The 13,045-nt window shown below is 45.1% G+C and carries 14 protein-coding genes and 1 tRNA gene; all 15 read left to right on the top strand.

The genetic code is table 11. The features are described from left to right. Positions 1-5 precede the first annotated feature (5 nt). The 15 genes from odhB to NXS07_RS00005 all read left to right on the top strand — a co-directional run bounded on the left by odhB (position 6) and on the right by NXS07_RS00005 (position 13,042). The gene (odhB, locus tag NXS07_RS00075; protein ID WP_038222373.1) at positions 6-1,220 is read left to right on the top strand and encodes a 2-oxoglutarate dehydrogenase complex dihydrolipoyllysine-residue succinyltransferase; all 1,215 of its coding nucleotides are present in this window, start codon (positions 6-8) and stop codon (positions 1,218-1,220) included. A gap of 163 nt (positions 1,221-1,383) precedes the next feature. After that, the gene (gene sucC, locus NXS07_RS00070; protein WP_038191822.1) at positions 1,384-2,550 is read left to right on the top strand and encodes an ADP-forming succinate--CoA ligase subunit beta; all 1,167 of its coding nucleotides are present in this window, start codon (positions 1,384-1,386) and stop codon (positions 2,548-2,550) included. Next, positions 2,550-3,425 (top strand): succinate--CoA ligase subunit alpha, encoded by an 876-nt coding sequence (gene sucD, locus NXS07_RS00065; protein ID WP_038222375.1) that lies wholly within the window; start codon positions 2,550-2,552, stop codon positions 3,423-3,425. The genes sucC and sucD overlap by 1 nt, the downstream gene beginning before the upstream one ends. Before the next feature lie 641 nt (positions 3,426-4,066). Further along, the gene (gene cydA, locus NXS07_RS00060; protein ID WP_038206409.1) at positions 4,067-5,638 is read left to right on the top strand and encodes a cytochrome ubiquinol oxidase subunit I; all 1,572 of its coding nucleotides are present in this window, start codon (positions 4,067-4,069) and stop codon (positions 5,636-5,638) included. Positions 5,639-5,652: 14 nt separating this feature from the next. Next, positions 5,653-6,792, top strand: a complete 1,140-nt coding sequence (gene cydB / locus NXS07_RS00055; protein ID WP_038217831.1) for a cytochrome d ubiquinol oxidase subunit II — start codon at positions 5,653-5,655, stop codon at positions 6,790-6,792. Between the two features lie 12 nt (positions 6,793-6,804). After that, on the top strand, positions 6,805-6,921 hold the full coding sequence (gene cydX, locus NXS07_RS00050; protein WP_012987608.1) for a cytochrome bd-I oxidase subunit CydX: 117 nt from the start codon (positions 6,805-6,807) through the stop codon (positions 6,919-6,921). Continuing rightward, positions 6,921-7,208: a cyd operon protein YbgE gene (gene ybgE / locus NXS07_RS00045; RefSeq protein WP_038217835.1), complete on the top strand. Its 288-nt coding sequence runs from the start codon at positions 6,921-6,923 to the stop codon at positions 7,206-7,208. Before cydX ends, ybgE begins: the two co-directional genes overlap by 1 nt. A gap of 125 nt (positions 7,209-7,333) precedes the next feature. Further along, positions 7,334-7,738 carry a tol-pal system-associated acyl-CoA thioesterase gene (ybgC, locus tag NXS07_RS00040; RefSeq protein WP_038193159.1) on the top strand — a complete coding sequence of 135 codons (405 nt, stop codon included), beginning with the start codon at positions 7,334-7,336 and terminating at the stop codon, positions 7,736-7,738. Further along, positions 7,735-8,424: a Tol-Pal system protein TolQ gene (gene tolQ, locus NXS07_RS00035; protein ID WP_038193160.1), complete on the top strand. Its 690-nt coding sequence runs from the start codon at positions 7,735-7,737 to the stop codon at positions 8,422-8,424. Before ybgC ends, tolQ begins: the two co-directional genes overlap by 4 nt. 24 nt (positions 8,425-8,448) lie before the next feature. Continuing rightward, positions 8,449-8,880: a colicin uptake protein TolR gene (gene tolR, locus NXS07_RS00030; RefSeq protein WP_038193162.1), complete on the top strand. Its 432-nt coding sequence runs from the start codon at positions 8,449-8,451 to the stop codon at positions 8,878-8,880. 35 nt (positions 8,881-8,915) lie between these two features. Further along, on the top strand, positions 8,916-10,004 hold the full coding sequence (tolA, locus tag NXS07_RS00025; RefSeq protein WP_258085951.1) for a cell envelope integrity protein TolA: 1,089 nt from the start codon (positions 8,916-8,918) through the stop codon (positions 10,002-10,004). 169 nt (positions 10,005-10,173) lie between these two features. Beyond that, on the top strand, positions 10,174-11,481 hold the full coding sequence (gene tolB, locus NXS07_RS00020) for a Tol-Pal system beta propeller repeat protein TolB (protein WP_038206421.1): 1,308 nt from the start codon (positions 10,174-10,176) through the stop codon (positions 11,479-11,481). A 47-nt stretch (positions 11,482-11,528) separates the two neighbouring features. Beyond that, positions 11,529-12,032: a peptidoglycan-associated lipoprotein Pal gene (gene pal, locus NXS07_RS00015; RefSeq protein ID WP_038189160.1), complete on the top strand. Its 504-nt coding sequence runs from the start codon at positions 11,529-11,531 to the stop codon at positions 12,030-12,032. 9 nt (positions 12,033-12,041) lie between these two features. Beyond that, positions 12,042-12,809, top strand: a complete 768-nt coding sequence (gene cpoB, locus NXS07_RS00010) for a cell division protein CpoB (protein WP_038222379.1) — start codon at positions 12,042-12,044, stop codon at positions 12,807-12,809. A gap of 157 nt (positions 12,810-12,966) precedes the next feature. Then, positions 12,967-13,042: transfer RNA gene (locus tag NXS07_RS00005), tRNA-Lys, on the top strand. Positions 13,043-13,045: the final 3 nt, after the last annotated feature.

Genomic DNA, 13,045 nt, shown 5'->3' with positions numbered 1-13,045 from the left:
AGAAAATGAGTAGCGTAGAAATTCTGGTTCCAGACCTTCCTGAATCTGTTGCAGATGCCACTGTTGCGACATGGCATAAAAAAGCAGGTGACACTGTACAACGTGAGGACGTGTTGGTTGAAATTGAAACTGATAAAGTCGTTCTGGAAGTACCCGCGAGTGAAGCCGGTGTTCTGGAAGCTATTTTGGAAGAAGAGGGTGCCACGGTACTGTCCAAGCAACTGCTCGGTCGTATCCGTTTGAGTGATAGCACGGGTATTCCTGCTGAAGTAAAAGAAAAAACAGAATCAACACCAGCACAGCGCCAGACTGCTTCTTTGGAAGAAGAAAGCAACGACGTATTAAGTCCTGCGGTTCGTCGTCTGATTGCAGAGCATGATTTAGATCCTGCTGCAATTAAAGGCAGTGGCGTTGGTGGCCGTATCGTTCGCGAAGATGTGGAAAAATATATCACTGCGCATAAAAAAGAGAGTGGCAAAGTGGCTGAAGCTGCACCAGCACAGTCTTCTCAGCTGTCATATCGTAGTGAGAAACGCGTTCCAATGACTCGCCTGCGTAAACGTGTTGCAGAACGCCTGCTTGAAGCGAAAAACAACACTGCAATGCTGACGACGTTCAACGAAGTCAACATGAAGCCAATTCAGGAATTGCGCAAGCAGTACGGTGACGCGTTTGAAAAACGTCATGGCATGCGTCTGGGCTTCATGTCCTTTTATGTGAAGGCAGTCGTTGAAGCACTGAAACGCTATCCAGAAGTTAACGCTTCTATTGATGGCACTGACGTGGTTTACCACAACTATTTTGATATCAGCATTGCGGTATCTACACCTCGTGGTCTGGTTACACCAGTACTGCGTGATGCAGATGCACTGGGCATGGCTGATATTGAGAAGAGCATCAAAGAGCTGGCTATTAAAGGCCGTGACGGTAAGTTGACCGTTGAAGAACTCACTGGCGGTAATTTCACAATTACCAACGGCGGTGTTTTCGGTTCTCTGATGTCTACACCGATCATTAACCCACCACAAAGTGCGATCCTCGGCATGCATGCCATCAAAGATCGCCCAATGGCAGTGAATGGTCAGGTTGAGATTCTTCCGATGATGTATTTGGCCCTGTCTTATGACCACCGTCTGGTTGATGGACGTGAGTCTGTAGGCTTCCTGGTAACCATCAAGGAAATGCTGGAAGATCCGACACGTTTGTTGCTGGATGTATAGCATCACCATCGGGGCGGAGGGTGTTAAATTCTGCCCAGTCTGAAGTAAAGCAATGTTGATGTAAAAAATGTATATGCAGGCCAGCCTCTCGGGCTGGTCATATCCAGAGCAACAAAATAGAAGGTAATTTACCTTTCTTAGACTAAATTATGGATAGAACATCATGAATTTACACGAGTATCAGGCAAAACAACTTTTTGCACGGTATGGTTTACCAGCACCTGCTGGTTATGCCTGCACCACACCGCGCGAAGCAGAAGAAGCAGCATCCAAGATTGGTTCAGGTCCTTGGGTCGTTAAATGTCAAGTTCACGCAGGTGGTCGCGGTAAGGCTGGTGGCGTGAAAGTCGTCAACAGCAAGGAAGATATCCGTGCTTTTGCTGAACAATGGCTGGGTAAACGACTGGTAACTTACCAGACTGATGCACAGGGTCAGCCTGTACATCAGATCTTGGTGGAAGGGGCAACCGATATTGCCAAGGAACTCTATCTTGGTGCTGTTGTTGACCGTGGTACACGTCGTGTAGTGTTTATGGCCTCTACCGAAGGTGGTGTCGAAATAGAAAAAGTGGCGGAAGAAACGCCCGAACTGATTCATAAAGCAATCATCGACCCACTGGCTGGCCCTATGCCGTATCAAGGCCGTGAACTAGCGTTTAAACTGGGTTTAACCGGTAAACAAGCTGGTCAGTTCACCAAAATTTTCATGGGATTGGCAAAGCTGTTCCTTGAGCGTGACCTGGCTATGGTCGAAATTAACCCTTTGGTGATCACAACCCAAGGTGATCTTATCTGTTTGGATGGGAAACTGGGTGCAGATGGTAACGCGATGTTCCGTCAGGCTGAATTGCGTGAAATGCATGACCCTTCACAGGAAGATCCGCGTGAAGCCCAGGCTGCACAATGGGAACTGAACTATGTTGCGCTTGATGGCAATATTGGCTGCATGGTGAATGGTGCTGGTTTGGCAATGGGAACCATGGACATTGTCAAACTGCACGGTGGCGCCCCGGCAAACTTCCTTGATGTGGGTGGTGGTGCGACAAAAGAACGTGTTACCGAAGCATTCAAAATTATCCTGTCAGATGAAAATGTTAAAGCTGTTTTTGTGAATATTTTTGGTGGCATTGTCCGCTGTGACTTGATTGCTGACGGGATTATTGGTGCTGTGGAAGAAGTTGGTGTTCACGTACCGGTAGTGGTTCGTCTGGAAGGAAACAATGCTGAATTGGGCGCGAAGAAACTGGCAGACAGTGGTTTGAACATCATTGCAGCAAGCAGTTTGACAGACGCGGCTAAACAGGCAGTCGCAGCAGCGGGGAATAAATAATGTCTATTTTAATCGATAAAAACACCAAAGTGATCTGTCAGGGATTTACTGGCAGTCAGGGTACTTTCCATTCAGAACAGGCGATTGCCTACGGTACTCAAATGGTTGGCGGTGTGACACCAGGCAAAGGTGGCACTGAGCATCTGGGGCTACCTGTATTCAATACCGTACGTGAAGCCGTGGAAGCGACTGGTGCGACAGCCTCTGTTATTTATGTTCCTGCTCCATTCTGTAAAGACTCCATTCTGGAAGCGATTGATGCAGGCATCAAACTGATCATTACCATCACAGAAGGTATTCCAACGCTGGATATGCTGACAGTGAAAGTAAAACTGGATCAAGAAGGTGTTCGCATGATCGGTCCTAACTGTCCGGGCGTTATTACGCCGGATGCGTGTAAGATCGGTATCATGCCCGGCCATATCCACAAGGCAGGTAAAGTGGGTATTGTATCCCGCTCTGGTACATTGACTTATGAAGCCGTTAAACAGACAACGGATGCAGGATTAGGTCAATCTACCTGTGTTGGTATCGGCGGTGACCCAATTCCAGGCTCAAACTTTATTGATATTCTGAAACTGTTCCAAGAAGATCCGCAGACTGAAGCTATCGTCATGATTGGTGAAATTGGTGGTACAGCAGAAGAAGAAGCGGCTGCTTACATTAAAGAGTATGTCACTAAGCCTGTTGTCGCTTACATTGCAGGTGTAACTGCGCCTAAAGGTAAACGTATGGGCCATGCTGGTGCGATTATTGCGGGTGGTAAAGGGACTGCAGATGAAAAATTTGCTGCACTGGAAGCGGCTGGAGTGAAGACGGTTCGCAGTCTGGCTGACATCGGTGATGCAGTAAAAGGTTTATTAGCAGGCAACTAGTCGAAAAATAAGCTATTTTTATTGAAAAAGGTCACCTTAGGGTGACCTTTTTATTTATATTTATAATATATACAGTAAGTTAGTTATTTTATACAAATAGGTATTTTTAAATTTAACTTAACTGGGTCTCGAATATGTTATTTATTTGATTAATTTAATTGGAAATATTGAAAAAATATATTTTTCAAAGAATGAAAATAAAAAGTTAATTTTCGAATGTTTTTTACAGCAAAAAATAAATCAACAGACATTGAAAGCAACAAATTATTAACACTAAACCAACCAGAATGAAATAATAGCTGTAACGATTAACAAAAAAATGAAAAAATTGACTAAAATCAATTTATTACTATGGTATGTATTCGCTGAATTTGCTTAAATTGATCTAAAATAATTAGATATTAGCCTAAGAATGTACGGCATTATTGACCTATATTCAGAATTCCAAGCTGAGTCACGTAAAACCTATTTATTGTGTGTGAATATAGGCGTAATATTATTGTGATATCTACTGAATATCTGATTTACTTAATAATTCATTGTTGTGTTTTAGGCATTTATTGCTGGTAGTTACGAGACTTCCGTTTACGGAGTCGGGTTGCCGCAAGTCGGTGTCTTCCTGCTAGGAGCAAGGAGTCAAGATGTTTGATATTGTCGAACTGTCACGATTACAGTTTGCCTTAACTGCTATGTACCATTTCCTGTTCGTGCCATTGACGCTCGGTATGGCGTTTTTGCTTGCGATCATGGAAACGGTATATGTCCTTTCTGGCAAACAGATCTACAAAGATATGACAAAATTCTGGGGTAAGTTATTTGGTATTAACTTTGCTCTGGGTGTTGCAACGGGTTTGACCATGGAGTTCCAGTTCGGAACCAACTGGTCATACTTCTCACATTACGTTGGTGATATTTTCGGTGCACCGCTGGCTATTGAAGGCCTGATGGCATTCTTCCTCGAATCCACATTCGTTGGTCTGTTTTTCTTCGGGTGGGATCGTCTGAGTAAGAAACAACATCTGGCTGTTACTTGGCTGGTTGGGCTGGGCTCTAACTTCTCCGCATTGTGGATTCTGGTTGCGAACGGTTGGATGCAAAACCCGATTGCGTCTGATTTCAATTTCGAAACCATGCGTATGGAAATGGTGAGTTTCAGCGAGTTGGTGCTTAACCCTGTGGCTCAGGTGAAATTTGTACACACTGTTGCTGCGGGTTATGTGACAGGCGCGGTTTTCGTCTTGGGCATCAGCTCTTACTATCTGCTTAAAGGACGCGATATTCCGTTCGCTAAACGATCTTTTGCGATTGCATCAAGTTTTGGTATTGCTGCGATACTGTCTGTCATTGTTCTGGGTGATGAATCTGGATACGAAATGGGGGACGTACAGAAAACCAAACTGGCTGCCATTGAAGCTGAATGGGAAACTCAACCACCTCCAGCTTCATTCACTCTGATTGGTATTCCGGATCAGGATAAAATGGAAAATAAATACTCTATTCAAATTCCTTATATTCTGGGTCTGATTGCCACTCGTTCCACTGATACACCCGTTGTCGGCCTGCGTGACTTGATGGGCCAGCATGAGCAGCGTATCCGTAACGGCATTAAGGCGTACGAATTACTGGAAGAGTTGCGTTCTGGCAATATTGATCCAACGGTTCGCAATGCATTTAATGAAAGTAAGAAAGATCTTGGTTATGGCATGCTCGTGAAGCGTTATACCCAAGACGTAGCAAATGCGACAGAAGAACAGATTAAATCCGCTGCGAAAGATTCTATCCCACGTGTAGCGCCACTCTACTTTGCATTCCGTATTATGGTCGCTTCTGGTTTTCTCATGTTGCTGGTTATCGGTCTGGCATTCCTGAGTGTTATTCGTAATCGCATCGGTCAGCAGAAATGGTTGCTGCGTGCAGCGCTGTTCAGCATCCCACTACCGTGGATTGCTATTGAAGCAGGGTGGTTTGTTGCGGAATATGGTCGTCAGCCGTGGGCGATTGGTGAAATTCTGCCAACCGCAGTTGCTGCTTCGACACGCAGTGTTGGTGATCTGATTTTCTCAATGGTACTGATTTGTGGTCTGTACACTTTGTTCTTGATCGCAGAAATGTTCTTGATGTTCAAATTTGCTCGTCTGGGTCCAAGTAGCCTCAAAACCGGACGTTACCATTTTGAACAGAAAACCGCTTCTTCAGCCAACAATATTGAGTAAGCAGGAGTCCACTTATGCTTGATTATGATGTATTACGATTTATATGGTGGCTGCTGATTGGTGTGTTGCTGATCGGTTTCGCAGTGACTGATGGTTTCGATATGGGAGTTGGTGTTCTGCTGCGGATCATCGGTAAAAACGATACTGAACGCCGCATCATGATTAACTCGATTGCCCCTCACTGGGATGGTAATCAGGTTTGGTTAATTACAGCCGGTGGCGCACTGTTTGCTGCATGGCCGATGGTATATGCTGCTGCTTTCTCTGGTTTTTATGTCGCGATGATCTTGGTATTGGCTGCGCTGTTTTTCCGTCCTGTCGGTTTTGATTACCGTTCAAAACTGGAAAATAGTCAATGGCGCAGTATGTGGGACTGGGGAATCGTTATTGGTAGCTTTGTACCGCCGCTAGTTATTGGTGTTGCATTTGGTAATCTGCTGCAGGGTGTACCGCTGGCGATAGATTCCTATATGCGATTGTCCTATGAAGGGTCATTCTTCGGGTTGTTGAATCCTTATGGCTTGTTGGCGGGTATCATCAGCCTGATGATGATCGTGACACAAGGTGCTACTTACCTGCAAATGCGTACAACCGGTGAGTTGCATCTGCGTTCGCGCACTGCCACACATGTCTGTGCATTGGTAACAGCAGTCGCCTTCCTGGTGGCAGGCGTATGGTTGATTTATGGCATCGATGGTTATGTTGTGACAGGAGGGTTGGATGTTAATGGCCCATCTAACCCACTGCATAAAGAAGTCGCGCATCAGGCGGGGGCATGGCTGATTAACTTTAATAAATATCCGGCGCTGTGGGCAGTACCGGCATTGGGTGTCATTCTTCCTCTGCTGACTATGCTGGCGACACGAATGGATAAAGGGGGGTGGGCATTCCTGTTTTCATCATTGACCGTTGCCTGCATCATTCTGACTTCGGGAATTGCGATGTTCCCATTTGTGATGCCATCAAGCATTGATCCGAATATCAGCCTGACTATGTGGGATGCGACATCCAGTCAGTGGACATTGCAAGTTATGTTTGTTGTTGCACTTATCTTCGTTCCTCTTATCTTGTCGTACACCACCTGGTGTTACTATAAAACTTTTGGACGTTTGGATAAGAATTATATTGAAAACAACAAAAATTCACTGTACTAAGGAGCATAGCGCATGTGGTATTTTGCTTGGATTCTCGGAACGCTCTTAGCTTGTAGTTTCGCTATCATTGCAGCCTTGGCACTTGAGCAGAGCGAATCAAAAAAAGCAACTGAGAGTGGCGAAAAATAATGTTGGCTGATAAATGCTACCAACTCATGGATAAGGGGCCTCTGAGGGCCCTTATCCTCATCATGGCTCTGGCGCTTGCCTCATGTGTATTCTGGGATCCTGCACGTTTTGCTGCTAACACCAGTTCACTTCATGTGTGGCAGGGTGTTTTACTGATTTGGGCTGTTTGTTCTGGTGTTACCTTTGGTGTCGGATTTCATCCTAAACAGATTATCTGGCGGCTTTTTTTTCATCCATTACCTGCATTTTTCATTCTTCTCTTTGGCTTATATCATTTTTTTAAGTAAACTATTTATAAATTTATAGACCGATGGTCTATAAATTTTTTTTGACTTCTTTACTGACAAGTCATTCCAAAGCGCGATTGTCTTGAGTATAGTGGCAGCGTCAATTCGCCTGATTAGGATTATATGTGAGTAATATGTTGTTCCGTTGGCCTATCCGTGTTTATTACGAAGACACAGATGCTAGTGGTGTGGTCTATCACGCGCAATATTTAGCCTTTTATGAAAGAGCTCGTACTGAAATGTTGCGTGAAAAAGGCTTCCATCAAAAGTATATGCTGGATGAGCAGATTGGCTTTGTTGTTAGTCGCATGACTGTTGACTACCGGAAACCAGCTAGATTGGACGACTTGCTGGTTGTTGAAAGCGAAATTACGAATATTCGTGGCGCTTCTCTGACATTTACTCAACGAATTGTTGATTGCAATGGTGTAGCTATCAGCAGCGCAGAATCTCTGGTTGTCTGCGTGAATTCATCTCAAATGAAGCCTATTGCGCTTCCAAAGTCTATTGTCGCGGAGTTTAAGCAGTGACTGACATGAATATCCTTGATTTATTTCTGAAGGCGGGCTTTTTAGTGCAGTTGATCATGTTAATCTTGATCGGCTTCTCTATTGTTTCTTGGGCAATCATTATTCAACGAACGAGAATTCTTAATGCTGCCACCCGAGAAGCGGAAGCATTTGAGGATAAGTTTTGGTCGGGAATCGAATTGTCCCGTCTTTATAAAGAAAGTCAGTCACGCCGTGATTCGTTAAACGGTACTGAACAGATTTTCCATTCTGGTTTTAAAGAATTTGCTCGTTTGCATCAAGTGAATAGCCATGTACCAGAAGCTGTTATCACCGGGGCTTCCCGTGCCATGCGTATTTCAATGAACCGTGAACTGGAAACAGTGGAAAATCACATTCCATTTTTGGGGACTGTGGGTTCCATCAGCCCTTATATTGGCCTGTTTGGGACGGTTTGGGGGATCATGCACGCCTTTATCGCCTTGGGTGCAGTGAAGCAGGCAACTTTGCAAATGGTTGCTCCCGGTATTGCTGAAGCCTTGATTGCAACAGCAATTGGTCTGTTTGCCGCAATTCCTGCGGTGATGGCCTACAACCGTCTGAGCCAGCGCGTCAATAAACTAGAACAAATCTACGATAATTTTATGGAAGAATTTCTGGCGATTTTGCATCGTCAGGCTTTTACTCCTAATACCAATAAGTCGTAATAAATCGTTAGGGGAAATAAGCGAATGGCGCGCACTCGTAGTCGCAGACGTGAGCTAAAATCCGAGATCAATATCGTCCCCTTGCTGGACGTGTTGCTGGTGTTGCTGCTTATCTTTATGGCAACGGCCCCGATTATCACGCAAAGCGTAGAAGTTGACTTACCTGATGCGGTGGATTCTAAGGCAGTTTCCAGCTCTGATAATCCGCCGGTCATTATGGAAGTTTCTGGTATTGGGCAATACAATATGATCGTTAATCAGGAACGTCTGGAATTGTTACCTGAACAGCAAATCATTGTTGAAGCTCAAGCCTTGATGAAAGCCAATCCTAAAACAGTTTTCCTGATTGGTGGTTCTAAGGAAGTTCCTTATGACGAAATCATCAAGGCGCTGAATATGCTTCGTCAGGCGGGTGTAAAATCGGTTGGTTTAATGACTCAGCCCATTGGGGCCTGATGGTTGCTGTTACTTAAAGTTTCTGGATGTCGAGCGTGGGAAAGACAAACGAGCAAAATAATAGGCTGAATCGCGCCATTATCATTTCGGTTATACTTCACATTATCCTGATCGGGTTTCTGATTTGGGGTTCGCTGATGCAAAAAACAGAAATGGGAGGCGGCGGAGCTGGTGGTACTGTCATTGATGCTGTTATGGTCGATCCGAATGCAGTCGTTCAGCAATACAATCAGCAACAGCAACAGCAGGCTAATGCAAAATCGGCTGAGCAGCAGCGGAAGAAAAAAGCTGAACAGCAGGCGGCGGAATTACGGGTAAAACAGGCTGAGGAGCAGGAACGCTTGAAGTCGGCAGAAGAAGAGCGAATAAAAGCACAACAGGCGTCTGAAGAACAGAAAAAACAGGCTGATGCCGCCGCTTCGAAAGCCCGTGAGGAACAAAAACTTGCGGAAGAAGCTGCTGCTAAGGCGAAAGCAGAAAAAGAAATAATTCTAAAGGAACAGGCAGAGGCTCGGCAGAAGGCAGAGGTTCAGGCCAAGAAAGAAGCGGAAGAGACTGCGAAACGCAAAGCCGCATCTGAGGCGAAGGCCAAAGCAGAGGCTGAAGCCAAGACCAAAGCTAAAGCGGAAGCCGAGTCTAAGGTAAAAGCCGAAGCCGAATCTAAGGCAAAATCAGAAGCCGAGGCAGAAACCAAAGCGAAAACAGAAGCTAAGGCCAAAGCCAAGGCCAAGGCAGAAGCGACAAAACAGGCTCAGGAAGTTGATGACCTGCTGGGTGGGTTAACGTCCAGTGCACCTAAGCAGGGCGGGGCGTCTGCGGCTGGTCAAGGTGGCGGCAAGAAAAGCGGCCCTTCACAGTCGGATATCAATAATTACAAGGGGCAAATTCAGACTGCAATCCAGCAGAATTTCCATGACCCGAGTTTGTATCTCGGACGTACTTGTGAGTTAAGGATAAAATTGGCACCGGATGGCCTGCTGATTGATATTAAGGCTGGTGCGGGTGACCCTGCGTTATGCAGGGCAGCGGTTGCGGCGGCTCGTCAGACTAAAATTCCACGACCACCGAGTAAAGAGATTTATGAGCATTTCAAGAATTCCTCACTGGATTTCAAGCCCCAGTAAGGTAATTATTTGGTAGAAAAGCGTTATTTGCTAGTTAAAAATACGAATAATTTATATATACAAACAAAATTATTAGATTTTATTTAGGTATCTAGTTTTGTTTGTTGGCCTTTGTTAGAATCCGGCGGATTATTGCGGGCATATAAACGATCGCGATAAGGGAGACATGATGAAGCAAACTTTTAAACAGTCGTTTAAAATAGTATTAGGCTTTTTGATGATGTGGGCAGCGCTTGCTCATGCGGAAGTTCGCATTGAAATTACACAAGGTGTTGATTCTGCACGTCCTATTGGAGTCGTTCCATTTAAATGGACAGGTGCAGCCAATGCTCCAGAAGAAATTGGTTCAATTATTGCTGCGGATTTGAGAAACAGTGGGAAGTTCAATCCCATTGATCCAAACCGTATGCCACAACAACCCACAACTGCATCAGAGGTAACACCTGCTGCATGGTCTGCCCTCGGGATTGACTCTGTGATTGTTGGGCAAATCCAGCCAGCTGCAGATGGCAATTATCTGGTTTCATATCAGCTAGTGGATACTGCTGGCGCACCAGGAACGGTGATGGCTCAGGATCAATTTAAAATTGAGAAAAAATGGTTACGCCATTCCGCCCATACTGCCAGTGATCAAGTATTTGAAAAACTGACGGGTATTAAAGGGGCATTTCGTACCCGTTTGGCTTATGTCGTCAAGAAAGCGAGTGTGGGTAAATACCCATATGAACTGCGTGTTTCTGATTATGATGGTTATAACCAGTTTACCGTCCACCGCTCACCTGAACCATTAATGTCGCCAGCATGGTTGCCAGATGGTTCTCAACTTGCTTATGTTACGTTTGAAAGTGGTCGCTCTGCGCTAGTTATTCAAACACTGGCAACGACAGCAGTGCGTCAGGTTGCCTCGTTCCCTCGTCATAACGGAGCGCCTGCATTTTCTCCAGATGGGACTAAACTTGCATTTGCACTATCTAAAACAGGTAGTTTGAATCTTTACATGATGGATTTGGCTTCTGGTCAGATCCATCAGGTAACTGATGGCCGCAGTAACAATACTGAGCCAAGCTGGATGCCGGATAACCAGACACTGGTCTATACCTCAGATCAAGGTGGCCGTCCGCAGTTGTACAAAATTGATATTAATGGCGGTGCTCCACAGCGCCTGACTTGGGAAGGTTCTCAGAACCAAGATGCTGATGTTAGTTCTGACGGTAGTTTTATCGTGATGGTTAGCTCAGCAAGTGGCAGTCAGCATATCGCCAAACAAGATCTGGCAACGGGATCTGTCCAAATTTTGACAGATACGTTTCTAGATGAAACGCCGAGTATCGCACCTAACGGCACTATGGTGATTTATAGCTCCACTCAAGGGTTGGGGACTGTATTGCAGCTAGTTTCGACCGACGGGCGTTTCAAAGCGCGTCTTCCGGCTACCGATGGACAGGTTAAATTCCCTGCCTGGTCGCCGTATCTGTGATGCATAATAAAATAATATGTATGGCAAACTATAAAAGGATCAAAGAAATGCAACTGAACAAAGTGCTAAAAGGGCTGATGTTAGCTTTACCAATCATGGCCGTAGCAGCGTGTAGTACTAACAAAAATGGCAACAATGATCAGTCTGGTGTAGGCACTGTTGATAATTCTGCTAAAGCAGGTCTGTCTGCTGAAGAATTAGCACGTCAGCAGATGCAAGAGCTGCAAAACAACAATATCGTATACTTCGGTTTCGATAAGTATGACATCAACAGCGATTTCGCTCAGATGCTGGATGCACACGCGGCATTCCTGCGCAGCAACCCATCTATCAAAGTGACCATTGAAGGCCATGCAGACGAACGCGGTACGCCTGAGTACAACATCGCTCTGGGTGAGCGTCGTGCTAACGCAGTGAAAATGTACCTGCAAGGCAAAGGTGTTTCTGCTGATCAACTGGCTATCGTTTCTTACGGTAAAGAAAAACCAGCTGTACTTGGTCATGACGAAGCAGCATACGCTAAAAACCGTCGTGCTGTAATCGTATACTAAGAGTAATGCATGAACAGTAACTTCAGACGTTATGTGTTGGGTCTGTCGTTATTGGTTGGCGTAGCGGCTCCTTGGGCCGCTACCGCCCAAGCGCCAATCAGTAATGTCGGCTCAGGCTCCACCGATGAGCGCCTCTCCCAATTAGAGCGTGTTTCCGATGCTCACAGTCAATTGTTAACTCAACTTCAACAACAGCTTGCTGACTCTCAACGTGATATTGATACACTCCGTGGTCAGATCCAGGAAAATCAGTATCAATTAAATCAAGTTATTGAGCGCCAGAAAGATATTTACCAACAGTTGGATAAAATCACTAATCCATCATCAGGTACAGAAGGCGATAATACAGCTACGCCATCGGCAAAAACCGATGGTAATCCACCTGCTGCTCCGGCAAGTACGGGGAGTGAAAAAGGTGATTACGATGCTGCGGTTGCTTTGGCGATCAATACCAAAGAATATGATAAAGCAATCTCTGCGTTTCAAAAATTTGTTAAAGCCTATCCTAAGTCGAAATATCTATCGAATACCAACTATTGGTTAGGGCAGTTGAATTACAACAAAGGCAAGAAAGACGACGCGGCTTTTTATTTCGCTACTGTCGTGAAAGATTATCCTAACTCACAGAAAAGTAGCGATTCTCTGTACAAAGTGGGATTAATCATGCAGGAAAAGGGACAGAAGGCTAAAGCGAAAGCAGTTTATCAGCAGGTTGTTAAACAATATCCCGGCACTAATTCGGCTAAAATGGCCGAGAAAAAGATTGCGGGGATGTAATAATTATCCCCGAAAGGTCATATATCGGTCTTTTCGGGGGTGGTTGGGTGATTAGTAAGCGTTTGAGCGAGATTTAATAAAATAAATGTTGCGCCATTCTGAGAAATCAGTAATATATGCCGCCGTTGGCAGGGAATACTGTCAAGCAGATTTAGATGGGTCGTTAGCTCAGTCGGTAGAGCAGTTGACTTTTAATCAATTGGTCGCAGGTTCGAATCCTGCACGACCCACCATTT

Origin of the sequence: Xenorhabdus bovienii, from assembly GCF_024721015.1 — a bacterium.
Lineage (GTDB): Bacteria > Pseudomonadota > Gammaproteobacteria > Enterobacterales > Enterobacteriaceae > Xenorhabdus > Xenorhabdus bovienii.
This window is presented reverse-complemented; position numbering and strand designations above follow the sequence as displayed.